The organism is Geobacillus sp. CAMR5420 (genome assembly GCF_000691465.1).
GTDB classification, from domain to species: Bacteria; Bacillota; Bacilli; order Bacillales; family Anoxybacillaceae; genus Geobacillus; species Geobacillus thermoleovorans.
In genome coordinates this window covers 65,459-89,754 of sequence record NZ_JHUS01000056.1, presented here as the reverse complement: position 1 = coordinate 89,754, position 24,296 = coordinate 65,459, and the positions used below count along the sequence as shown (strand labels likewise).

At 55.7% G+C, this 24,296-nt stretch carries 21 protein-coding genes; 19 read left to right on the top strand and 2 right to left on the bottom strand.

Annotated features, from left to right (window positions below; translation table 11 throughout):
- The first annotated feature begins 169 nt into the window (after nucleotides 1–169).
- From DI44_RS03170 to DI44_RS03260, 18 genes are all read left to right on the top strand, one after another.
- Nucleotides 170–1,360, top strand: coding sequence for an acetate kinase (locus DI44_RS03170; RefSeq protein ID WP_033025985.1), 1,191 nt, complete (start codon nucleotides 170–172; stop codon nucleotides 1,358–1,360).
- 402 nt (nucleotides 1,361–1,762) lie between these two features.
- Nucleotides 1,763–2,269 carry a hypothetical protein gene (locus DI44_RS03180; RefSeq protein WP_015375625.1) on the top strand — a complete coding sequence of 169 codons (507 nt, stop codon included), beginning with the start codon at nucleotides 1,763–1,765 and terminating at the stop codon, nucleotides 2,267–2,269.
- Between the two features lie 224 nt (nucleotides 2,270–2,493).
- Nucleotides 2,494–2,841 carry an SCP2 sterol-binding domain-containing protein gene (locus DI44_RS03185; protein ID WP_015375624.1) on the top strand — a complete coding sequence of 116 codons (348 nt, stop codon included), beginning with the start codon at nucleotides 2,494–2,496 and terminating at the stop codon, nucleotides 2,839–2,841.
- Between the two features lie 66 nt (nucleotides 2,842–2,907).
- On the top strand, nucleotides 2,908–4,443 hold the full coding sequence (locus DI44_RS03190; RefSeq protein ID WP_015375623.1) for a long-chain fatty acid--CoA ligase: 1,536 nt from the start codon (nucleotides 2,908–2,910) through the stop codon (nucleotides 4,441–4,443).
- Between the two features lie 20 nt (nucleotides 4,444–4,463).
- On the top strand, nucleotides 4,464–5,606 hold the full coding sequence (locus tag DI44_RS03195; RefSeq protein ID WP_033025983.1) for an acyl-CoA dehydrogenase family protein: 1,143 nt from the start codon (nucleotides 4,464–4,466) through the stop codon (nucleotides 5,604–5,606).
- Nucleotides 5,603–6,817 carry an acyl-CoA dehydrogenase family protein gene (locus DI44_RS03200; protein ID WP_015375621.1) on the top strand — a complete coding sequence of 405 codons (1,215 nt, stop codon included), beginning with the start codon at nucleotides 5,603–5,605 and terminating at the stop codon, nucleotides 6,815–6,817. The genes DI44_RS03195 and DI44_RS03200 overlap by 4 nt, the downstream gene beginning before the upstream one ends.
- A 96-nt stretch (nucleotides 6,818–6,913) precedes the next feature.
- On the top strand, nucleotides 6,914–7,705 hold the full coding sequence (locus tag DI44_RS03205) for an enoyl-CoA hydratase/isomerase family protein (RefSeq protein WP_015375620.1): 792 nt from the start codon (nucleotides 6,914–6,916) through the stop codon (nucleotides 7,703–7,705).
- 15 nt (nucleotides 7,706–7,720) lie between these two features.
- The gene (locus DI44_RS03210) at nucleotides 7,721–8,563 is read left to right on the top strand and encodes a 3-oxoacyl-ACP reductase family protein (RefSeq protein WP_011232252.1); all 843 of its coding nucleotides are present in this window, start codon (nucleotides 7,721–7,723) and stop codon (nucleotides 8,561–8,563) included.
- A 69-nt stretch (nucleotides 8,564–8,632) separates the two neighbouring features.
- On the top strand, nucleotides 8,633–9,775 hold the full coding sequence (locus tag DI44_RS03215; RefSeq protein ID WP_023633825.1) for a thiolase family protein: 1,143 nt from the start codon (nucleotides 8,633–8,635) through the stop codon (nucleotides 9,773–9,775).
- A 20-nt stretch (nucleotides 9,776–9,795) separates the two neighbouring features.
- Nucleotides 9,796–11,541, top strand: a complete 1,746-nt coding sequence (locus tag DI44_RS03220) for an AarF/UbiB family protein (RefSeq protein ID WP_033025982.1) — start codon at nucleotides 9,796–9,798, stop codon at nucleotides 11,539–11,541.
- Between the two features lie 16 nt (nucleotides 11,542–11,557).
- Nucleotides 11,558–11,884: a hypothetical protein gene (locus DI44_RS03225; RefSeq protein ID WP_015375617.1), complete on the top strand. Its 327-nt coding sequence runs from the start codon at nucleotides 11,558–11,560 to the stop codon at nucleotides 11,882–11,884.
- 27 nt (nucleotides 11,885–11,911) lie between these two features.
- Nucleotides 11,912–13,018: a Zn-dependent alcohol dehydrogenase gene (locus DI44_RS03230; protein ID WP_033025981.1), complete on the top strand. Its 1,107-nt coding sequence runs from the start codon at nucleotides 11,912–11,914 to the stop codon at nucleotides 13,016–13,018.
- A 172-nt stretch (nucleotides 13,019–13,190) separates the two neighbouring features.
- Nucleotides 13,191–13,619, top strand: a complete 429-nt coding sequence (locus DI44_RS03235) for a hypothetical protein (protein WP_015375615.1) — start codon at nucleotides 13,191–13,193, stop codon at nucleotides 13,617–13,619.
- 117 nt (nucleotides 13,620–13,736) lie between these two features.
- Nucleotides 13,737–15,227 carry an aldehyde dehydrogenase family protein gene (locus tag DI44_RS03240; RefSeq protein ID WP_033025980.1) on the top strand — a complete coding sequence of 497 codons (1,491 nt, stop codon included), beginning with the start codon at nucleotides 13,737–13,739 and terminating at the stop codon, nucleotides 15,225–15,227.
- Nucleotides 15,228–15,323: 96 nt separating this feature from the next.
- Nucleotides 15,324–16,232: a R2-like ligand-binding oxidase gene (locus DI44_RS03245; RefSeq protein WP_033025979.1), complete on the top strand. Its 909-nt coding sequence runs from the start codon at nucleotides 15,324–15,326 to the stop codon at nucleotides 16,230–16,232.
- A gap of 304 nt (nucleotides 16,233–16,536) precedes the next feature.
- Nucleotides 16,537–17,190 carry a DUF6230 family protein gene (locus DI44_RS03250; protein ID WP_223810849.1) on the top strand — a complete coding sequence of 218 codons (654 nt, stop codon included), beginning with the start codon at nucleotides 16,537–16,539 and terminating at the stop codon, nucleotides 17,188–17,190.
- A gap of 210 nt (nucleotides 17,191–17,400) precedes the next feature.
- Nucleotides 17,401–18,543 carry a DUF6114 domain-containing protein gene (locus DI44_RS03255; RefSeq protein ID WP_015375611.1) on the top strand — a complete coding sequence of 381 codons (1,143 nt, stop codon included), beginning with the start codon at nucleotides 17,401–17,403 and terminating at the stop codon, nucleotides 18,541–18,543.
- 12 nt (nucleotides 18,544–18,555) lie between these two features.
- Nucleotides 18,556–19,704, top strand: a complete 1,149-nt coding sequence (locus tag DI44_RS03260) for a hypothetical protein (RefSeq protein WP_033025978.1) — start codon at nucleotides 18,556–18,558, stop codon at nucleotides 19,702–19,704.
- A gap of 427 nt (nucleotides 19,705–20,131) precedes the next feature.
- On the opposite strand, the gene DI44_RS03265 is transcribed toward DI44_RS03260, so the two are convergent.
- Nucleotides 20,132–21,634, bottom strand: a complete 1,503-nt coding sequence (locus DI44_RS03265) for a response regulator transcription factor (RefSeq protein ID WP_033006571.1) — start codon at nucleotides 21,632–21,634, stop codon at nucleotides 20,132–20,134.
- A gap of 307 nt (nucleotides 21,635–21,941) precedes the next feature.
- Between DI44_RS03265 and DI44_RS03270 the strand changes: the two genes are divergently transcribed.
- The gene (locus DI44_RS03270) at nucleotides 21,942–22,463 is read left to right on the top strand and encodes a MogA/MoaB family molybdenum cofactor biosynthesis protein (protein ID WP_033025977.1); all 522 of its coding nucleotides are present in this window, start codon (nucleotides 21,942–21,944) and stop codon (nucleotides 22,461–22,463) included.
- A gap of 58 nt (nucleotides 22,464–22,521) precedes the next feature.
- Here the strand turns inward: DI44_RS03270 and DI44_RS03275 are convergent, their stop codons facing one another.
- Nucleotides 22,522–24,180, bottom strand: a complete 1,659-nt coding sequence (locus tag DI44_RS03275) for an AMP-binding protein (protein ID WP_033025976.1) — start codon at nucleotides 24,178–24,180, stop codon at nucleotides 22,522–22,524.
- Nucleotides 24,181–24,296 lie beyond the last annotated feature (116 nt).

Sequence of the window (24,296 nt, the reverse complement as noted above, 5' to 3'; positions counted from 1 at the left end):
TTTTTCACAACATAAAAACTTTTTCTTGCAACCGGTTGCGAAACAAAGCCGCGCTTGAAACGCGAAAACGGGAGGCATACAATGAAAAAGGCATAGTGAAACAGCGCCCAATCGCGCACACTAACGGTAAGCGCGAGCGGATTTTGGCAAAAAAGGAGCTGTGTTTTCGATGGCGAAAGTGCTAGCCATTAATGCGGGAAGTTCCTCGTTGAAATTCCAGCTGTTTGAGATGCCGGCAGAAACGGTGTTGACCAAAGGGGTCGTCGAACGGATTGGCTTTGACGACGCGATTTTCACCATTGTCGTAAACGGTGAAAAACATCAAGAAGTGACGGCGATTCCGGATCATGCCGCGGCCGTTAAAATGCTGCTTGATAAGCTCATTCGCTACGGCATTATCCGTTCGTTTGACGAAATTGACGGCATCGGGCACCGCGTCGTCCACGGCGGGGAGAAGTTCAGTGATTCGGTGCTCATCACCGAGGACGTCATCAAGCAAATTGAAGAAGTGTCCGAGCTCGCCCCGCTCCATAACCCGGCCAACCTCGTCGGCATTCGGGCGTTTCAGGAAGTGCTGCCGGACGTGCCGGCCGTGGCGGTGTTTGACACGGCGTTCCACCAGTCGATGCCGGAACAGTCGTTTTTATACAGCTTGCCATATGAGTATTACACGAAATTCGGCATCCGCAAGTACGGATTCCACGGCACGTCGCACAAATACGTCACCCAGCGGGCGGCGGAGCTTCTCGGCCGGCCGATCGAACAGCTGCGCCTCATCTCGTGCCATTTAGGCAACGGGGCGAGCATCGCGGCGGTTGAGGGCGGCAAGTCGATCGACACGTCCATGGGCTTTACGCCATTAGCCGGCGTGGCGATGGGAACGCGCTCCGGCAACATCGACCCGGCGCTCATCCCGTACATTATGGAAAAAACGGGAATGACTGCGGATGAAGTGATTGAAGTGCTGAACAAAAAGAGCGGCATGCTCGGCATATCCGGCATCTCGAGCGATTTGCGCGACTTGGAAAAAGCGGCCGCCGAAGGAAATGAGCGCGCGGAACTGGCACTTGAAGTGTTTGCGAACCGCATTCATAAGTACATCGGCTCATATGCGGCGCGCATGTGCGGGGTCGATGCCATCATCTTCACCGCCGGCATCGGCGAAAACAGCGAAGTCGTGCGGGCGAAAGTGTTGCGCGGCCTCGAGTTCATGGGGGTGTACTGGGATCCCATCCTAAACAAAGTGCGCGGCAAAGAAGCGTTCATCAGCTATCCGCACTCGCCGGTCAAAGTGCTCGTCATCCCGACGAATGAAGAGGTCATGATCGCCCGCGACGTCATGCGGCTGGCGAATTTGTAGGGGTTGACGAGATTTACAAACAAAAACGTAATTTGTAACTAGCAAAAACATGCTAAAGCAACCTTTTTCATATTCGATTACGAATGTGGGAGGAGGTTGCTTTTTTCTTTGTCGATAAAAAAACGAGCATGCGTTAACAAAAAGAGAGTTTACACCATTAATGATGCGCTGAAGATTGTCCTAAAAAGAATCGTTGCAGCCATTTTGGCCAAAACAGCTGCCTCAAACAAACGGGGCAGCCATTTTTTTGTTTTGCCGCTTTGGTGCGCTTGATTCTTGTTTCAACAACTCCGGACGGAGATGTCTTGCGTTTTTCGTCTCCCCGGCAATCATCGGAATTGCCGGCGGCGTTGTTTCACGCCAAAATGAGAGTGCATACTCGGTTGAAGGGAGTGAACGGATATGGCATTGTTTCGTGATGATGCTCATGTGTATCGGGTGATCGGCGAGTTTATGCAAATTCCGTCGCGCCCAAGGACGGAAATGGAGCTGCGCAGCTGGTGGGGACAGCATCCAGCGTATCAGGAATACGGCAACGAGGTGGAGCAAATCAATCGGATTGGAGAACAAATCCGCCGTTCCCGCGCCGCGTTCGTCTTTTATTTGACCGATCCGGAGGCGGTCATCAGCATCGATGCGAGGCGGCCGGAAACCGGTGAAAACTACGCCATTTATTTCGGGCAGGCAATCGATGCGCCTGATGTTGCCATCAAGACGACCGGCGATATCGCCCACCAATTTTGGGGCGGCAACATCAACGTTCCATTGGCGCTCATGACCGGAAAAATGAAGGCAAAAGGATCGAAAGCGAAGGCGCTGCAGCTTCTGCCGCGCATCGTGCCGGCGTTTCCGCTTTATCGGCGCTATTTGGAGCTGATCGGTGAGGATGGACTTCTTCATGCCTTGTGAGCTCGGCGCTGACAGGAAGGTGATGCCCCAAACGTCATTTAGATGTTTGGTTTGATGGAAATTTTTTGTAGCCCGCTTTCATGGCCGGACAAATGTCGGGTGAAAACGCAAAAGCAAAAGGAAAAATCCGAGCATCATCGGGATGGATGAATGATTGAAAGCGGTTTATAGTAAAAGTGGGCCAAAAAATTTCTGATAGTTCAAAATATTAAGGAGGTACTGATATGCCCAGTGTGAAAGAAGTGTTTCAGATGATCGATCAACAATTGAAAGAAGACATTTCACGAGCGGAAGGAATTGTCGCCGTGTATCAATTCAATTTGAGCGGCGATGAAGCCGGCGTCTACCAAGTCGTGCTCCGGCCGGATGCAGGATTTGTCATTGAAGGGGAGCAAGAGCCTTCTGATTGCACGTTAAGCATGGACAGTGAAGATTTTAAAAAAATGGCGGAAGGGGAATTGAACGGAACGGAGGCGTTTATGAGCGGGCGGCTTCGCATTGACGGAGATATGGGGCTGGCGCTTCGCCTTCAAGAAGTGCTCGCCGCATACAACAGTGCAAAGCAGGCTTAACGGAGGAAAAGAGGGCGGTCGACAAATCGGCTGTCCTCTGACAAACCGATAGGGGAGAAGCGGACGATGCGTTTGACGGATATTTGGAAACGAAACATAGAGGAATATGGACCGTATCCGTTGCTGGTATTCGAAGGAAAAGAATATACGAACATTGAATGCGATACCCGTTCGTCTCAGCTGGCTCATGCATTGATTGAACTTGGGGTCAAGCCGGGCGACCGCGTTGTTGTAACGATGCCGAACAGCCCGGAAGTCATCATCGCCTTTAGCGGCGTCTTGAAAGCAGGAGCGGTTGTCGTGCCGGTGTTGCCGCTGTTGCAGACGCAGGAGCTCCATTACATTTTTAAAGACTGCCAACCGAAAGTGGTGCTGACGGCGGAAATGCTGTGGGCGAAAGCGAAAGAGGCCGCCAATGGCTTGCCGGCGCCTCCGATGATCGTCACGCTGGACGCTCCGGATTCTCCTCACTCTTTGCGAACGAGAATGGAACAAGCTCCTGCCAGCCTGACGACGTCGGAAGTCAATGAAAACGATCCTGCGGCTTTGCTTTACACGTCGGGAACGACCGGCCAGCCGAAAGGGGTTGTGTTGACGCACCGCAATTTGTCCACGAATGCGGAAGCGGCCGCTGAGATGGCGAAGCGGCTGCCGACCGAATTTGCACGCGTCGGCCTTGGGGTATTGCCCATCTCCCATGCGTTCGGATTTACGATGATGAACGTCGCGCTCCTTTTGGGGGATCAAGTCGTCCTTTTGCCGTATTTTGAGCCGAAAAAAGCGCTCGAAGCGATCGAGCGGCATCGGGTGACGCATACGGCGATGGTGCCGGCGATGTTTCATGCTTTATGCCATTATGCCGAGGCCGACCGGTACGACACTTCCAGCTTGGTGGCTTGCATATCCGGTTCTGCGGCGCTGCCGCCCGAACTTGCTGAGCAGTTTCAGCGCAAGTTCAACTGTCTTATTTTGGAGGGATACGGTCTGTCCGAGGCGGCGCCGATTGTGACGGCGACGGATCCGACGAAACCGATCAAGCTTGGATCAGTCGGCTTGCCGCTTCCCGGGGTTCGGGTGGCGGTCGTCGATGAATACGGAAATCCCCTGCCGCCAAACGAAGTCGGAGAACTGATTGTGTCGGGTCCAAACGTTTTTCAAGGCTACTATGGAAAAGACGAGGAGACCCGCCAGGCGCTGCGCGACGGCTGGTTGTATACCGGCGATATGGCGCGCATCGATGAGGACGGGTATGTGTTTATCGTCGATCGGAAAAAAGATGTCATCATTCGCGGTGGATTCAATATTTACCCGCGCGATATCGAGGAGCTGCTGATGTCCCATCCGGACGTGCTGGAAGCCGGCGTCGTCGGCGTCCCTTCACCGAAAATGGGCGAAGAAGTCGCCGCGTATGTCGTCGTTCGGCGCGGGGCCCAAGTGACGGAAGCGGAGCTGATCGAGTTTTGCCAAAAGCGGTTGGCGAAATACAAAACCCCGCGCTTTTTGAAAAAGGTCGGCTATTTGCCGAAAACGATGATCGGCAAAATCGACAAAAAGAAGCTGCGCGAATGGGCGAGCGAGTTCATTCCCGCTGTTCAATCGTAATGGAAAAGGAGAGGGGCAAGGTGATATCCTTTCAACCGTCGAAAGAAGAACAGGCGTTTTTTCAAGTTGCCCGCAGCCTAGCCGTTGAGAAAATTCGGCCGGTCGCAAGAGAGTGTGAAAAACATCGAACGGTTTCAGTTGATGTGAGCGAACGGGTGGATGAGCTCGGCTTGTCAACGCTCGAGCTTCCGGAATCGTGGGGAGGCTTGGAACTGCCGCTTCTGTCGCAATCGATCATCTGGCAAGCGCTCAGCTATGGCGATTTAGGCGTCATTCAAGGGCTTCCGGGGGCCGGGGAGGCGTCTTCCCTCTTTCGTCTGTCTCCCGAGCACCGCGTGTGGCACCGGTACCGGGAGATGGCGAAAGGCGGATGGCCGACTGTCGCCTGGATCGACGAAGCGGAACAAAAAGAACCGCTGAAGGAAGCGATTCGCGTGCGCCGGCGCGGCAGCGGATATATTGTGGACGGGGTGTCGTCTCCAGTCCGCTTGGCGTCGAAAGCCGACTGGGCGGTCATCGCCGCTAGGGACGAAGAAGAGGAAACGGTATTGCTCGCCTTTGATGAGCGAGTATGGGAGATCGAAGAAGGAGACATCAGGCTTGGGCTGCTGGCTGCCGGCATCGCTCGCCTTCGATTCGCAGAAGTGTACGCCGGTCCGGAACAACTCGTGGCCCGCGGCCCGGAAGCGGATGCATTGCTCAACCGCATGCGCGCCCGAAACCAAGTCATCGAAGCGGCGAAGGAAGTCGGCTTGATGGAGGCGGCGCTTGATTACACCATTGAATACACTGCGGGAAGAAAGGCGTTCGGACAGGAGATCGCCAAGTTCCAAGGGGTGTCATTTACGATCGCCGAAATGGCGTTCGAATGCCGCGGGGCGAAACTGCTTGTATGGCAAGCGGCCGCTGCGGTTGACCAAGGGGATGAACAGGCGGGCGGCTACGCCTGGAGCGCGTTGTCGCGAGCTCATCGTTCCCTGCGCTATGTCACCGATCAGGCCGTGCAAATGCTCGGCGGGCACGGGTACGTGCAAGAATACCCGGCTGAAAAATGGATGCGCGACGCCCAGGCGCAAGTGATGCTGTACGGCCGGGAAACGGATTGGCTCATCCGCCGCGGCGAACAGCTGCTGGGCAAACGGAAAGAGAGGGTGGCGCCATGATTTCCTTTGAATTCTCACCGCAGCAAAAACAAATCAAAGAACTCGTCCATTGGTTTGCTAAACATGAAGTGCGCCCGATCGCGCTGGAGGCCGACCGGCTCGGGCGGGTGCCGGACGAATGGCTGCAAAAAGTCAACAAAATGGGCATCCAGCTGAATGCGTCTTCGTTTGGCGGAGGGCGTGCTTCGGCTGATTCGGAAAAGAAAAAGGAGAAAAAAGAGCGCGAAGGCAACCGCGTGGCCGTCATCGCCGCTGAGGAGCTCGCGTGGGGATGCCCAGGCATCGCCCTTTCCCTTCCCGGCCCTGGCTTAGGCGGTCCGCCGATTCAATCGAGCGGCACGCCCGAGCAAAAGCAGCGGTTTTTGTCCATTTTCACGAAGGAGGAGCCGCGCTGGGGAGCTTACGCCTTGACGGAACCGGAAGCCGGCTCGGACGCGTCCGGCATCCGCACGACGGCGAAAAAAGTGGACGGCGGCTATCTCTTAAACGGGCAAAAAATTTTCATCACCAACGGCGCCCGCGCTTCTTGGGTCGTCGTGTTCGCCACGGTTGATCCGAAGTTGGGCCGCGCCGGGCACCGGGCGTTTGTCGTCGAAAAAGGGACGCCGGGATTTGTCGCGACCCGCACCGTCCATAAGATGGGTTTGCGCGCCAATGAAACGGCGGAGCTCTTGTTTGAAGACTGCTTTGTTCCTGATGAAAATTTGCTTGGCGGTGAAGAGCTGTACAGCGCAAACGAAAATCGCCCGTCCGGCTTCCAAGTGGCGATGAAAACGTTTGACAGCACGAGGCCGATCGTCGCGGCCATGGCCGTCGGCATCGCCCGCGCCGCCTATGAATATACGCTTGACATCGTTCGCAGCGAGTACCCGAAACAAGGACGGTTGTACTATGAAGCAGCCGCCCTGCTTGCCGAGGCGGAGCAAGAGATTGACGTTGCTCGCCTGTTGACGTGGGAAGCGGCGTGGAAAGCCGACATTGGCGAGCCGAATGCGATGGAAGCGGCTATCTGCAAGGCAGTGGCCGGGAAAATGGCGCTTCATGTATGCGCTATGTGCCTTGAACTGCTCGGGCCCGTCGGCCTTGACGGACATTTGGTCGAGAAATTGTACCGCGATGTGAAAGTGTTCGATATTTTCGAAGGCACGCAACAAATCCAACGCCTTGTCACCGCAAGGCGGTTGTATGCGCCATACGGGGTGCACGTATAGAAGAGCGAGGCGGCGACCCAAACATCTCCGCTCGCGGTGGAGAGCGATGATCATTTATGAAGTTGCCGGTTCGATCGAACGAAAGGGGGAATTCCGATGCCTTACGAAACGCTGCGCATCGAGCGGCGAAACAAAGGAGTCGCTTGGGTGATGATCGACAACCCGCCGGCGAACGCCATTAGCGAGCGGTTAATGGAAGAATTGGAGAAAGCAGCCGATGAATTGGAAGCCGACCGCGGGGTGCGCGTTGTCGTCATCGCGTCGGCCCATCCGAAAACGTTTCTCGCCGGCGCTGATTTAAAGGATATGATTCAGCGAGGAACCCAGTTTGCCGGCAATGAAGCGGGCATCGCCGAACAAAGCGCCCGCATGCAGCGCTGCTTCGACCGATTCGCGACGATGCCGAAGCCGGTCATCGCGGCCATCAACGGCTACGCGCTCGGTGGCGGCTGCGAATTGGCGTTGGCTTGCGATTTCCGCATCATGGGCGGCGGCAAAATCGGCTTGACGGAAGTCTCGCTCGGCCTGATCCCTGGCGCGGGTGGCACGCAGCGGCTGACGCGCCTCGTCGGGCGGGCGAAAGCGACGGAACTCATTTTTCTCGCCAGACGGCTTGAACCGCAAGAAGCGCTCGAACTCGGCCTCATTCATCGCATCACGCCCCCGGAGCGGTTGGAAGAAGAGGCGGCGGCGTTTGCCGAGCAACTGTCAGAAGGGGCCGTACGGGCGATGGGGCTTGCCAAGCGGGCCATCTATGCGGCCGAGGGGCTTCCAGAGGATGGATTTGGCATCGAAGCGGCATCATTTGCGGCAACGTTTAAGACAGGAGAGCCGGCGATTGGGCTGGCGGCGTTTTTCCAAAAGAAACAACCGCAATTTTTACGTTAAACGGAGGGATCACCGATGTCGTCATGGGCGGAACTGCTGAAAGGAAAAGTGGCGGTCGTCACCGGCGCCTCACGCGGCCTCGGGCGCGCGGATGCCTTGGCGCTTGCCGAAGCGGGAGCGGATGTCGTCATTACCGATATTTTGCTCGAATCGGATGAAGAAAGCAAACAGACGGCGCAAAAATATGGACCGCTCTCACAAGTGATGCAGAGTACAAAAGTGGTGTACGCCGAAAAGACAGCGGAAGACATTCGCGCCATGGGGCGGCGGGCGCTGGCTCTCAAAATGGACGTCACCGACCGTGAGCAAGTGAAAGAAGTGTTTGCCCGCGTCAAAGAAGAGTTTGGTTCCATTGATATTTTGGTCAACAACGCCGGCACGCTCGACCACGTTTCGCAAATCGAAAAGCAAAACGATGAGTTTTGGGAGCGCGATTTGCGGGTGAACCTGACCGGCACGTACAACTGTACAAAAGCGGTATGGCCGTATATGAAAGAGCAAGGATGGGGGCGGATCATCAACATGTCGTCTGTCGCCGGGACGCTTGGCGGCTTCGGCCAGGCGAGCTATTCGGCGACGAAAGGAGCGGTGCTGAGCTTTACGAAAAGCATGGCGCTTGAAGGGGCGCGCTACGGCATCACCGTCAACGCCATCGTGCCGGGCATTATCAACACGGAAGCGTTCCGCATGGGCAACCCGAAAATGAATGAGCGCATGATCCAGCGCACCGCGTTCCGCCGTCCGGGCGAGCCGGAAGACGTCGCCAATGCCATCGTGTTCCTTTGTTCCGATAAAGCGAAGTACATTACGGGGATTGGGTTGAATGTTTCAGGCGGCATCGAATTGTTTACGTTTTGACGAAACGGACGCCGCGCTTCGGGGCGTGCTGAAGGAAGTTCGATGTTCAGACAGAAAAGGAGGAGCGGCATGAGGGAAGTGGTGATTGTTGACGCCGTGCGCACGGCGATCGGCAAGAAAAAAGGGGCGCTCTCAAGCGTCCATCCGGTCGATTTGCTTGTTCCGGTGCTGCGGGCGCTTGTCGACCGAAATGGGCTGGATGCCGGCCTGGTGGAAGATGTCATCGTCGGCTGTGTGACGATGACCGGAGAGCAAGGGGGCAACATCGCCCGCCAAGCGGTGCTCGCCGCCGGCTTTCCAGTCGGAGTGCCGGCGTTTTCCTTAAACCGGATGTGCGGCTCGAGCCAACAGGCGATTCATAGCGCGGCGCAGGCGATTTTGGCCGGCGACATCGACATCGCCATCGCCGCCGGGGTCGAAAGCATGACGCGCGTTCCGATGGGAAGCGACATGGGGCGGTTCAGCCGCCAGCTGACAAGTCGGTACAACATCGTGCCGCAAGGGATTTCTGCGGAGATGATCGCGAAAAAATGGGGATTGTCGCGGGAAGAGCTTGATGCGTTTTCCTTGCAAAGCCATGAAAAAGCGGCGGCGGCAACCGACCGCGGGATGTTTGAGCGGGAAATCATTCCGCTTGACGTGCCGGGCGAGGAGGGGACGGTGTCCTTCACCCGCGACGAAGGGATTCGGCGCGACACCTCGCTCGAAAAGTTAGCAGCGTTAACGCCGTCATTCCAGCCGAAAGGCGGCGTCATCACCGCTGGGAATTCCAGCCAAGTCAGTGATGGAGCGGCCGGTGTGCTGCTCATGTCGGCAGAAAAAGCCCGGCAGCTCGGTTTGCGGCCGAGAGCCCGCATCGTCGCCCGCGCGGTCGTCGGCGAAGATCCGATTCTGATGCTCACGGGCGTCATCCCGGCCACGCGCCGCGTGCTCGAAAAAACGGGACTGCGCCTTGAGCAAATCGATGTCATCGAAATCAATGAAGCGTTCGCTTCGGTCGTCAAAGCATGGGAGCGGGAGCTCGAGCCGGATATGGCAAAAGTCAATCCGCGCGGCGGGGCGATCGCCCTCGGACACCCGCTCGGCGCGAGCGGCGCCCGGCTGATGACAACGCTGCTCCATGAGCTTGAGGACATGGACGGGAAATACGGATTGCAAGTGATGTGCATCGGCTTTGGCATGGCGACAGCCACGATCATCGAGCGGCTGTAAGCAGAAAGGAGGAAAGCGGGTTGCACGCATCACTCGAAACGGCCAAGCCAAAACCAGCGCGCGACTTTGCGGCCATTGGCGCTGCCATTGAAGAGGAGCTGGCTGCCATTACGGCGGGAAAACGGCGGCGGAAAATCATCGCTGTGCTTGTCAAAAACGGGCTTGGCATGGTGCTTGGCGACGCCATTGCCCGCAAGCTGCGAGGGAACGAGGGAGACAAACAATATTTGCACCATATCGGCCGAAGGCTGCGCCTGGCGTTTGAGGAGCTCGGCCCGACGTTCATCAAGCTCGGGCAGGTGCTTGTCACAAGGCAAGACTTATTGCCAGAGCCGATTACGCTTGAGCTGGAGAAATTGCTTGACCGGGTGCCGCCCATTGAGTTTGCCAAAATCGAATACATTTTGGAGCGGGAGCTGCCTGACGGCTTGGAGACGTTTGAATGGATTGAGGAGGAGCCGCTCGGCTCGGCGTCGCTCGCTCAAGTGTACAAAGCGAAACTCAAAGACGGGCCGGTTGTCGCGGTCAAAGTCGTGCGCCCGACGGTCGAAAAACTGTTTCAAACCGATATCGCCATCATTAAAAAAATGGCCGCCCGCCTGCAAAAGCGGCTGCCGCCCGAGCTGCAGGCCGCCCTCGATCTTGGGGGGCTCGTGCAAGATTATTACAGCAGCGCCATGGATGAGCTCGACATGACGGAAGAAGCAAGAAAAATGCAAGAAATGAAGCAAAAGTACGAAAGGAGGGCTGAACATGTCACGGTTCCGCACGTGTATGAAGCGACGAAAAGCGTCTTGATCATGGAATACATTGACGGCTGGCTCATTAAAGACTTCCCTGTCGATTTTCTCACCTTCGAAGAGCGGGTCAACATTATGATTGACCTCGTCCACCATTACGTGCAGACGATGCTCGACGGCCATTATCATGCGGATGCCCACGGTTCCAACATTATGATTGACAAGCGGACGAAAAAGGCGGTCATCATCGACTGGGGGATGACCGGGCGGATGGACAGCGTGATGGCGCAAATTTTGATGCGTGTCATTTTGCACATCCAGCTCAACCAGGCGGAAGACGCCGCCGAAGTGTTTATGGAACTGATGTCGCCCACCATTTACACCGATGTTGTCAAATTGAAAGATGAACTGCGGACGTTGACGTTAAACTATGTGTCCGCCCATCAAGGGAGCAGCCGCTACAACTACGGCCGCCTCGTCCTTGAAGCGACGGCGATCGGGCTCCGCAACTACTGCAAAGTCCCGAACGGCTTGGCGCTTTGGGCGAAAGGATTTTCCGCCACCGAAGGGACGGCGCGCTGGATTTGCCCGGAAATTTCGTACGGCGAAATCGTGGAGGCGTATGAAATTCCAATTTTAAAAAGCATCCTCGGAAAGCGCTTTAATTTTCGCGCCAACGCGAGTCTTGTCGCGGAAACGGCGGAAATGATCGCCACCTTCCCGCGCCGGTTCAACAAAGTGTTGGAGACGATGGCCGAAAACAAATGGCGCATGACCGTGCAAGTCCAAACCGACCCGGTGACGCGCAATACGCTCAACCAAATCGCCAACCGTTTGGCGCTTTCCCTCATCGCGTTTGCCATCATTATGGCCACCGGGTTTATTGTCGCCAGCATCCCGGGCGGAACGTTTCTCGGCATGGAGAAAACGACGATCGCCAACATCGGGTTGGCCGTTTCTGTCATCTTGGTCGTTTTCCTTGGCTGGCGGCTGTTCCGGACGCGCAAACAGCGGCCGCGATTTTAAAGAGGGAGGAAGGAACATGCGCGAGGAACAAGAAGAGCTGACGATGTCAAAGCGCATCGAAGCGTTTTACCGGCAAAGCGGCGGGCCGGGAAGCCCGACGATCCGGCGGTTGCTCGATAAGCATTTGCTGTATGGGAAAGACCACGGCCTGCCGGGGAAAAAGGAAGAGTTTGAGGATGTCATCCGCGATGTGTTTTTGCAAGACCATTCGACCCGGCCGCTCGTCATCGGCCTTTTCAAGCTGAAAGAAACGCTCAAGCAGGAATGGGACGCCTATTTGGATGCATTGCGGGGCCGCGGCATCCGTGAAGAGGAGGCGGATATGGCCGGCAAGCGGGTGTAATGGGCGGATGGAAAAGGAGGGAACGACATGGCAAAAGCCGCAGTATTGCACCGCTACGGGGAGCCGCTTTTCATCGAGGAAGTGGAAGTGGCAGCCCCGAAGCGCGGGGAAGTGAAAGTGAAACTGAAAGCAGCCGGCCTATGCCATAGCGATTGGCACGTCATCGACGGAACGCTCCCGCTGCCGCTGCCGATCGTGCTTGGTCATGAAGGGGCGGGCATCGTCGAAGAGGTCGGGGAGGGCGTGACGAGCGTGAAACGCGGCGACCACGTCGTCTTAAATTGGGTGCCGGCTTGCGGCCGCTGCTGCTACTGCCAAATGGGGCGGCGAGATTTGTGCGAGGAGGCGGCAAGGCTGACGGCGACCGGGACCATGCCCGACGGGACGACGCGCTTTTCTTGGCAAGGGAAGCCAGTGTATCAGTTTTTAACAACCGGCGCGTTCAGTGAATATACCGTTGTGCCTGAGCAGGCCGTCATTCCGATTCGCCGCGACGTGCCGTTTGAAGTGGCCGCCTTGATCGGCTGCAGCGTCATCACCGGCGTCGGCGCCGCCATTCACACGGCCAAGGTGAGCCCGGGCAGCACGGTCGCGGTGATCGGCGCCGGCGGCGTCGGATTCAATATCATTCAAGGAGCCGCGTTAGCGGGGGCGAAACAAATTATAGCCATTGATGTCGTCGATGAAAAATTGGCGATGACGAAAACGTTCGGGGCGACGCACACCGTCAACGCCCGCGAGGACGATGCCGTCAGCGCCGTGCTCGACTTGACCGACGGCATCGGCGTCGACTATGCGTTTGAAGCGATCGGCCGCCCGGAGACGATGGCCGACGCATACAACATGACGCGAAAAGCGGGAACGACGGTCATCGTCGGCATCGCCGCGCCGCATGAAACGGTGGAGATCAACGCCTTTTCGCTGCCGTCCCAATCCAAAACGTTGACCGGTTCGTGGCTTGGCCAAGGCAATCCGCCGGTTGACTACCCGAAGCTGCTTGATTTGTACGCGGCGGGCAAGCTGAAGCTCGAACCGCTCATCAGCGCCGTCTATTCGCTCGACCAAATCAACGACGGATTCGCCGCCTTAAAGAGCGGGCAAAACATTCGCGGCATCATTCGCTTTGAAGAATGAGACGACAAGCCGCCCCGCGTGCGTTTGGGTGAACAAACAAGAGAAGCTGTTGGGCGGTCGGAAAGAGGGCGTTCCATCCGCCCTTGGACGAAAACGGGAAGGCCGGTGTTTGGACGGGCAAACAAGGGGATCGAAAAAAACGTGGAACGATCGAGACGAGAGGGGGATTGACATGCCGGTGTTTCAAAGCGAGCAGGAAGTATACGACGTTCTTGGCCGCTTTTTTGAACGCGTGGCCGAAACGGAAGAGTCAAAAGAATTGATTGCGGCGACGGAGCTCGGGCCCGGATATGACGCGTTTGTCCAATACATTTTCCATAAGCCGGAAGCGAAAATTACATGGGCGCAGGAAAACGGGAAATTGAAAATTGTCTGCGGCGAAACAGCGCTGCGCCCGGAGCTCATTTTTGAGCAGACGGCGGATGTCGGGCATAAATTTTGGCTCGGGAAGCTCGATTTGCAGCAGGCGCTCGCCCGCCAGCAAATCAAAGTGCAAGGGCCGCTTGTGAACGCCTTGAAAGTATTGCCGCAGCTTGACGCCATTTACCCGGCGTACCGCGAATATTTGCAGGAAATCGGACGGAGCGACTTGTTGCTATAGCAGGCGAGCTTGGGAATGCATGGCGGGATGTCGCCAGGGGGCGCTGTAAGCACTTGAAAACGCGCTGTCTCCATCGGCTTTGCGCCCGATATAGCGGTTGGGAAAGGAGAAACGACGATGATTTCTATGAAAACAACAGAAGCTGGTTTATGGATTGGAGGAGAATGGCGGCCGGCGGCGGATGGCGCGATGTTTGACGTCATCGACCCGGCGACAGGCCAAGTGACGGCACGTGTGGCCAACGCCGGGGAAAAAGATGTCGACGCAGCGGTCGCCATCGCCGAAGAGGCGTTTTCGGACCGGCGTTGGCTGTCGATTCCCCCCCTTGAACGCGGGCGCATCTTGCGGCGCATCGCCGAACTGATCCGCCAGCACTACTACGAACTGGCGCAACTCATGACGCGGGAAAACGGCATGCCGATCAATCTAGCGTTGTTTGTTGAAATTCCGCTTGCCGCCGACTGCTTCGACTTTTTCGCCTCGCTCGTCGTCAAGCCGCAAGGGGAGGTGCTGCCGTTTTCCGTCGCCGGCTCGGCGCCGGATTATATGGCGTGGACGATGAAGGAGCCGATCGGGGTGGCTGGGCTCATCACCCCGTGGAACTTTCCGCTTTTGATGCCGACGTGGAAAATCGCCCCAGCGCTGGCGGCGGGCTGTACGATGGTGTTAAAACCGGCGCCGGAAACGCCGCTGACGGCGTTGAAGCTTGCTGAGATTTGCCATGAGGCCGGCGTGCCGGAAGGCGTCATCAACGTCCTGCCTGGACTCGATGAGGCCGGAAAAGCGCTCGTCAGCCACCCTGGCGTGCCGAAAATCGCGTTTACCGGCGAGACGGCGACCGGCCGCCATATTTTGCAAGCGGCCGCGCCGCACATCAAACGGGTGACGCTCGAGCTCGGCGGCAAGTCGCCGAACATCATCTTTGCCGACGCCGACTTGGAACAGGCGGCGAAAAGCGCGCTGTTTGGCGTGTTCTACAACTCCGGGCAAGTGTGCCAAGCGGGAAGCCGCATTTTAGTCGAACGGCCGGTTTACGAAACGTTTGTCGAGCTGTTGGCCAGCAAAGCGAAAAAGCTGAAAGTCGGGCCTGGCGTGGATGCGCGCAGCGACCTTGGCCCCGTCATCAGCCGGGAGCAATACGAGAAAGTATTGCGCTACATTGACATCGGCAAGCAGGAAGGGGCGAAGCTCGTTGCGGGAGGGAGCGCTTTAGATGGGCTTGGCGGCGGCTATTTCATTGAACCGACCGTCTTTGCCGATGTATCGCCATCGATGTGCATCGCCCGTGAAGAAATTTTCGGGCCGGTCGCCGCTGTCATTCCGTTTCAAGATGAAGAGGAAGCCGCCTCCATTGCCAACGATACGATGTACGGCTTGGCGGCGGCGGTTTGGACGAATGACATCAAACGGGCGCTCCGCTTAGCGCGGCGGGTGAAAAGTGGAACCGTGTGGATCAACACGTACCAAGTGCTGTCGCCGACTGCGCCGTTTGGCGGGTACAAGCAAAGCGGCCTCGGGAGAGAGCTTGGCATGCAGGCGCTCGACGCCTATCTCGAGACGAAAACAGTCATTTGCGACCTCAATGGCCGGCCGATGACGTTGTTTTAACAGCAGGGGAAAACCTTGTCGGAACGTTTTTACTTTCGAAGGACATTCGGACGGATCGATTTCATCAAAGCTGAACGATATAAGGAGGGAATAATGATGGTCCATCATGACGGCTTTCAAACTGTGAAAGCAACGATTGACTGGGAGCATCCGATGTATAAGTTGTATGAAAAAGCGAAGCGGAACGGCAAATGGAACCCAGCCGACATCGACTTCAGCCAAGATCAGAAGGATTTTGCCAGCTTGACGAGCGAAGAAAAAATTTCCGCGCTGCCGCTTGTTGCCGGTTTCTCGGCCGGCGAAGAGGCGGTGACGCTCGACATTTTGCCGATGGCCCACGCCCTCGCGCGCCAAGGGCGTCTGGAGGATGTCTTGTTTTTGACGACGTTTATGCATGATGAAGCGAAACATGTCGAGATGTTCTCCCGCTGGCAGCAAGCCGTCGGCATCGGGCAAATGGATTTGTCCGTCTTCCATAACGATGATTACAAACGCATCTTTTATGAAGCGCTGCCGGAAGCGATGAACCGTCTGTACACCGACGACTCGCCGGAAGCGGTCATCCGCGCCGCCACCGTCTACAACATGATCGTCGAAGGGACGCTTGCCGAATCAGGCTATTACACGTTCCGACAAATTTATAAACAAGCCGGGCTGTTCCCTGGCCTTTTGCAAGGGATCGATTACTTGAACATGGATGAAGGCCGCCATATCCAATTCGGCCTTTATACGATCCAGCGGCTCGTCAATGAAAATGAGCGGTATTACGAGTTGTTTATCCAGTATATGGATGAATTATGGCCGCATGTCATCGGCTATGTCGCCTATTTGACCGAGCTCGGAAAGCGCCAGCAGCAGCTCGCCCGCACATATGCGCTCGAGATCGACTATGATTTGTTGAATCGATATGTGGTGAAACAGTTCAACCTCCGCAAAAAGCAAATCAGCCGCACGAAGCGCGTCGACGTCGTTGAGGAGCTCGAAAAAACGGCTGCTGAGTCATGAGCGGACGGGCGGGTGGCCCCCCCCCGCCCGCATCTAGAAAAGGTCGGTGATTTGGAGAAAATGCACCAGCAAGGAGCAGCTTGGTCAACAGCTCTTTCGTGCATTCGGGGACCCATCTTTTTGAAGAAAACGCGGCTTTTCACCAATCTTCTAAAAAAACAGGGGAGAAAGCGTCTCATCCAGTATTTTTCCAGCTTGGGCGCGAAATAGGTGCGAGGGAGGGCGCAGCCGGTTTGTGCGGCATGTGGGCAAGACCGCTGCTGCCTTCAAGGGGAGCAAGGTATTTATTTTGGGGGGAATAGGGATGAATCAAAGCTTGTCGGATGAAGGAACACAAAGGGGGCATGAAAAAATGGGGAGCTTGTTTGCGGTCAATCCAAAACGATTTGCCATTGCGGGTGGGACGGGATTTCTCGCCGTCATCGCTTTGGTTGCCATGTTGCTTCTGTCAGGGACGGCGTTTGCGGCGTTTCCGCTTTCAGGAGTTGGGGGATTTACGATCAGCGCTGATAAAATTACGGGAACCGGGTTTAAACTGTATCCCGCCATCGGTGAAACCGAACAAAGAGGGGCTTGGGGACAGGCCGCCGTCGACTTGGCGTCGGCGAACATCACCAATTTGGTGCTGACGAAAAACATCAACACCGAATCGGCTCTCGGCGCTTACGGCATTAAAAGCATCGATGTTGTCGTTACCGGCGGCAATGTGAGCGGGCAAAATTTAAAATTGCGCGTCACCGGCATTCAAGCGGACAGCACGTCATTTGCCGGCTTGGAGACGCAAGAGCATAAAACCGACAACCCGCTCAATGTTATCGATTTGAGCGCGCCGAGCTTGACTCTTGACAAACCGAGCTTGAACACGCATTACATGTCGGCTGGGTCGATCACGATTCCGAACATGAAGTTGAAAGTGATCGCCAACATGAAGGACGGAAGCCGTGTCGGCGACTTTTAATCCGGTCTGATCATCATTTGAATGAGAGCGGTTCATCTCCTATTCCTCCCAAAATGAATTGGATGATCTGTGATCTTGTTCCTTGTGTCGAAAGTTGCATCAACTGTGGATCAAAGGGGTGACGGAAAGAGGGACGGCGGAGTGTTCAGCTTGTCCGCTGCTGTCACTTGCCGAGAGAGAAGATGAAAACGGGTAAAGGGAGGCAAGACCATGGGAAAGATGTTCGAGATTGGGCAAATTGCGGTCATAGGGGCGCTGACGGGCGCGTTTATCGGCGGAATCGTGCTCCAAGGAGGGATTGAAGGAGCGCTGTGGGGTGGACTGGCGCTGGCCGCTGTTCTCGCGGCGGCCGTTTGGCCGCTTCTCGAACGCCCAACTGCTTTGATGCGAGCGAAATATGGAGCGGCGGCTTTTTTGCCCGGCATGCTTGTTGGCGGGAGTCAATGGCTGTCGATCGGGGTTGTTGGGGCAGCGGTGGGAGGGGCGGCGAGCAGCGCGCTGGCTGCTTTTGTTGCCTCTCGCCTCATCGTGCGCCAGGAAGAACAAGGCCGTTATATCCGCACGCGTTTTCATTACGTCTGGCTGTTTTTTGGTGGATCCCTCGTGACGTTTTTCGCTTTAAACGCCCTGTTTGTCGCTGAGAGGGCGGCGCCGTGGCAAACATGGGCGCGATCGATTCCGATGGCCGTTCAGTCCTCCATCGTTCTTGCCTTCGTGTTGCTTGGATATATGATTTGCATCGGCTGGCAAAAGAGAAAGACCGAGACATGGCGGCAAGCGCGGTCGGCTGCCCGCCGGGCGGGGGGAGCGCTGCTGGTTGGAGGGTTGCTGCTTATCGCCGCCGCTTCGATGTTCCATTATGGCCTTTGGTCTGTTCACGATGCAGCCCGCTTTGTCGGGCCGCTGTTGTCGTATGCCTTAGGTTGGATGCTGCCGTGCGCCGTCGGGCTTTTGCTTGCTAAAAACCGCTATCGTCCTGTGTTAGGATCGGTGCTCGGGATGATTGGCGCGATATTCGTCTTGATCGTTGGCATTAGCGTGTTTCCGATGTTGCTGCTTCCTGGAAGCGGGCTGATGTGGGCTGGGCTGGTCACGGGGCTGGTGATGATCGTTTTGTCCATTTTAAGCATGATCAAACCGCAAAGCCATGTCACCATCGGCAGCTTTCTTATTCTTGCTTCCATTCTGTCTTTCGTCGGTGCAGCAGGAGGTCTGATCATCGGAGGGGTGATCGGGCTTTTAGGAGGTGCGCTTGTGGTCGGATGGAGCGGGAAACAGGAAGAAAAAACAAGCAGTGATTCTTCTCCCCCCGCCTCTCCGATCCCGCCGCATTCGCCAACGATGACAGGATAAAGGAGGAACCCAATGAAATCCATCAAATGGCTCAAAATGTCGTTTCTTGCGTTGCTGCTTCTCCTCTGCTTGCCGCTTGGCGGTTCGCGTTCACTCGCTGCAGGGGAGGAACAAGGATTTGTCATTCATGCTGATAAAGTCATCGGCATCCTCGATTTAGGGGGCATTATCCTTGGTTCGCCGAAAGTGATCGTCGGCAAGCTTCCGATTGCGTTCATCCAAGCAGACATCAGCGGATTGTCAATGGAACGGGCCATCGACACGCCGCAAGGAACCATCGTGCTGTCGATTCGCTCGGAAGGAACAGCGAGCGCCACTTGGATGAAGCTCGATGTGACGAAATTGAAGTTCGGGGGCCTTTGCTTGGATGGGTTTCCCATTAAGCAGTGCTTGAGAGACGTCACGTTGGTGGCGACGAAGATGACGGCCTCCCGTCTCTCCATCCCCGGCATGTCGCTGTCGGCCTCATTTTCTGGTGCAACTCTAGCGCAAGCGGAGCAAAGCGCACTCGAACAAACAGATCTCGCGCAAGAAGCGGAACGGCTCATCTGGCAGCTGGATGAACAAAAGCAAGGCGATAACAGCGCCGCCCGTATGGTTGAGACGCTGCAAGCAAACGTCCCAGCGTTGGAGAAGCGTGTCAAGGCGAGAACGGATGAATGGGGGACGCTCGCAGAAAAGCTGAACGCTGTTTCGGCTTCTCTCCAACAGCTTGAACGGGCCATGGCGGGCGGACAAACAGCTGGAAGCGAAGAAAGAGCGCAATATGAAGAAATCAAGGTTCGACTGCAGGAGTGGAACGAAATGATCGATCAACAAACGGCCGCCATCCGCCAAGATATCGAGAAATGGAAGGAACAAGACGCTCTATGGAAGAACGCAGTTTCGTATGCAACAGAAACGTTGAAGCTTGGAGAACAATCAAAAGCGATGAATCTTCTTTCGGCTTTGCGCTCGTCGCTTGATCGCGTCAAACAACAGCTTGACAAGCTGGAAACGGACGGAGCAGTTTGGCGCAAAACGGCGAACGAGCTTGAACAGCGGCTGAATGCAGTAGTTGAATGGTGGAAGTCCAAACCGGCTGCCGAAGCGAACAGCGCGGACGGACGTTCTCAGCCCCCGCTTCCTTCGCCGGGAGCAGATGAGGAAGGGAAACGGTAAAGACATAGAAGGTTGGTAATGATAGAAAAGAAATGCTCTTCTTGAACTGCGAAACTCTACAACGCTTTTTTCACTTGAAAGCGACAAGTTCGCGCAATGGTGGTTTTTTCACCAACCTTATAGAAAACAAGAGGGCAAGGCGTTTGGCTCCTTGCCCTGTTGGTGTGGACCGATTTCAGCAAGAAGCGCGCATGCCGACGCTACGGTGAACTACCCACCACCTACGCTTCGCTTAGAGATGGGGGCTTCAAGCGACTTGTGTGTGTTCGCCGAACGGAAAGCCACACACAAGAACCCTTTACGCTTCCCGTCGTTCCGAAGGTGTCCGTTCTAGCCATATTCTATCCTATTCGTTGGCTAACGCCAACCGACATTCATCTCCCACTTTCACTTCGTTTCAAAGCGGGAGACTTCTTTCGGAAAGATGTTAAATGATTCCGTCGCGAATCGCTTTGACAATGGCTTCAGTCCTGTTTTTGGCGTTCATTTTTTGCAAAATGGCAGACACATAATCGCGCACCGTGTATTCGCTCAAATGGAGACGCTTTGCCGCCTCGTACGTTGACGCCCCTTCGGCGACGAGCTTCAGCACTTCGATTTCCCGCGGCGATAAATGCGGCGTCGGCTGAACAAGATCGGAACGCCCTCCGCTGCATTTGGCCAAAATCTCCCCCGCGCTTTGTCCGAATTTCATCACCGCCGTGTAAAGATCATTGGACAATTGAAAGGACGTCTTCGGACCGCAATCCAAAATGGCGGCGCCGATAAGCCGATTTTCCGACGGCGCGTAAATGGGAGCGATGACAATCGATTCCAGTTGAAACTGCTTGACGTATTTCATCGGCAATCCTTGCGCGGCATGGCGGACATAAATGGGCGGCACGTTCGTCATCTGGCGGCCGAGCAGCTGCAGCCGCTGGATGTATTGCTTAATGAACGGAAGGCTGTCGATGTGTTCGTGAATGCTTTTGATGTCATGATTGTTCAGTTGATAACCGTACAATCCGAATCCGCTTTCATGAGTGCTTGAATAGGCGAACAGGGCACATCGTTCAAACGGCAAGTAAGCGACAAATCCGGTTGAAATGTACTCGATCGCTTCGTTCAGCGATTTGGCCCGCATAATCCATTGGTCAAACAACAAGACGGCGTCTTTCCAAAGATGTTGCTCTTTTGTGCGAATGACGGCCTTCTGGGCGGCATGAGACTGTTCGAGAGCGTGAAGAAGAAACGGGATGACGAGTTGTTCTTCCCCTTCTGCGCAAACGAGCAAAAGATCGCTCCCCCATGGGAGCGGAATCAATCGCATTCCGCCCGCGTCCATGCGGGAAAGAATGCGTTCACATAAAGCGAAAATCGTCTCTCCATACATCGCGCCTTCTGTGAGCACATCGGCCGCGCTTCCATGCCATTTGGCGACGATGAATCCACCGTCCGCTGTTCTTGCCAGCTGGGCGATCCAGGCGATCGGCAGCTGCTTGGATGAAACGATTTGCGAAAGAAACTGCTCCAAATCGAATTCGGGGCAGCCAGAAGCATTGACGGACTCATGAAGCTTCGAAAAAACGTACTGAATGGCTTGATGAACGCGAAATTCCACAATACCATCCGATTGAATGGCTTCGTGAACCGCGTTTTCCATCATCGATAAAATGGCGGTGGACTGGTTGGGTGACAGCCCGCCGTTTCGCTTTTCCCACTCGCGGCGAAATGACGCCAGCCATTCATCGATATCATTCATGGGATCAAGCCATTGCGAAGAGAACACGTCAACGGCAAGCCGCAAAGGCTGGGCCGCGGCATGCTGCTTGTCCTCCAGTTCGCGGCATTTGCCCAGCCAAGCGGATAAAATGTCGTCGCGGTGTTTCCGAATCATCTCCCATCCTTCTTTCAAAATGGCGTCCAATCGGATTGACAAGCGCAAGTCCATTCGTTTTCCCTCCTTAAGTTTTTTTCTTGTTTTTTGTCCAAACGATATCATTGCTTCCGTTTCGTGTATCGATCGTTCCATACAATTGGGCGTCATGGGCGTCGGATGTTGGTTGATGCCGGGAGAGAAAAACGAGTGCAAAGATGTTGGGAACAAGAGAAACCGGTTGCGGAAAGTCCTATGATCATCGTGGTGATATATATTAATAATATTATAACAATTCTGTCTATTATGATACAAATGGTTTGCGAACCGTATTTCCATTGTGTACGATAGAGATAAAGAAACGAAAGGGGATCATAAACGGATGAGCACGACCGAACATAAACAAGAAGCCCCCCAAACCGTCCGCTGCAAAGTCATCACCGTCAGCGACACGAGAACGGAGGAAACCGACCGAAGCGGCCGGCTGATGATCGAGCTGCTCACGGAAACCGGGCATGAGGTCGTCGGCTATGAGATCGTCAAAGACGAAGCGGACGCCATTCGCGAGGCAGTGCTTGACGGCTGCCGCCGCGCCGATGTCGATGCCGTGCTCACGAACGGCGGCACCGGCATCGCCAAGCGCGACGTGACGATCGAAACGGTCGGTGCGCTGCTTGAGAAAGAACTCGTCGGCTTTGGCGAGCTGTTCCGCTTCTTAAGCTACACCGAAGACATCGGCCCGGCCGCCATGCTGTCGCGCGCTGTCGCCGGCGTGGCGATGGACACCGCCGTCTTTTGCACTCCCGGCTCCACCGGCGCCGTGCGCCTCGCGATGACGAAGCTCATTTTGCCGGAGCTTGGGCATGTCGTGCGGGAGATTCGGAAGGATAGGGCGCCGCGTTGACGAAAAGAGAACATAAGCGAAAAAGAGGATGCCCGCTGCGGGCATCCTCTTTCATTCATCAAGCCTTGATGCATTTTTCCCGCTCTTGATTGCGCAGGATGAACCGCTGGATTTTTCCGCTTGGCGTTTTCGGCAGTTCGGCGACAAATTCGACTTCGCGCGGGTATTCATGCTTGGATAAGCGCGTTTTGACGAACAAGGACAGCTCGTCGGCCAGCTCGTCCGACGGCGCAAAGCCTTCTCTGAGCACGACAAACGCTTTGACGATTTCCCCTTTGACGGGATCCGGCTTCCCGACGGCGGCTGCTTCGACGACAGCCGGATGCTCAAGGAGGCAGCTTTCGATTTCGAAAGGCCCGATGCGGTAGCCGGCGCTCGAGATGATGTCGTCCGCCCGTCCTTGGAACCAGAAATACCCGTCTTCGTCTTTTGTCGCCAAATCGCCGGTCAAAAACCACTTGCCGACGAGCCGCTCGGCGGTTTTTTCAGGGTCTTTCCAATACCCCTTAAAGACGTTCGGGATCGAGTCGGTGTTAAAGGCAATTTGTCCGACCTCGCCGTCGGCGACTGGGGTTCCATTCTCATCGAGCAGGGCCACGTCAAAGCCCGGCAGCGGCCATCCCATCGAGCCTGGCCGGATTTCCATCTCGGCGGCGTTGAAGTTTCCGATCAGCATCAACGTTTCCGACAAGCCATAATGGTCGTGGATCGTAACGCCCACGTGCTCTTGGAAAAAGCGGATGACTTCCGGATTGAGCGGTTCGCCCGCTGAGCTCATGGCGCGCACGTTCAGTTGATAGCGGCGAATGACGTCCGCGCCGGCCGCCGCCATCGCCCGATACGCGGTCGGGGCGTACGCGAAATTGGTCACCCGGTATTTTTCCATCAAGGAATAGCACGTTTCCGGCTTAAACGGCCCTTCGTAAAAGACGATCGGCACGCCAAAGGCCATCGGCGCAAAGGTGCAAAAGACGAGCCCGTACGCCCAGCCCGGATCCGCCCCGCCGAAAAAGACATCGTCATCGCGCAGGCCAATCGCATAGCGCATATACGGATAAATGTTGATGAGCACGTTGTGCGGCCACATGGCGCCTTTTGGCATCCCGGTCGAGCCGGACGTATACTGAATCGCGAGCAGATCGTCGACCGTCGTTTCTTCGATCGAGTGCTCAGTCGGTATCGATGAAAGCGTTTCCCAAAATGGCTGGTCTTGATCATGAGACGATCCGTCAATGACAAAAATGTGCTCCAATGTCGGCATGTTGTCCCGCGGCGGCAGTTTGGCGCGCTGTTCCTTGTTCGTCAAGAGGACTTTCGCCTCGGAATGATTGATGCGATATTCAATCGCCTGCGGGCCAAACGCGGTAAAGAGCGGCACATACACGGCGCCGACTTTCCAAGCCGCCAAAATGTAGACGACAAGGGCCGGGTTTTTCGGCATCAGCGCGCAGACGCGATCCCCTTTTTTCACGCCCAGCTTGCGGAACACGTTCGCCATTTGGTTCGACCAATCGCGCAATTGCCGATAGGTGATCGTTTTTTGCTCTCCTAAAGCGTTTTCATAAAACAGCGCAATGCGGTTCGGATCCTCGGCATACCGGTCGCATACTTCGTGGGCGGCGTTGAACCGGCTGCGCGGATCGCCGTCGTAGTGGGCGAATGCCTGATCCCAAGAAAACGATTGAATGATAGAAGCGGGTGATAGATGGTTGGCCATGTCTGATCCCTCCGTTGTGTGAAAAGGAGTCAAATCAATAATAATTGAAATAAAAATAAAATTCAATATATTTTTGGCGGATAATAAATGGAAATCGTTTGAGAAAGGGGATAGAA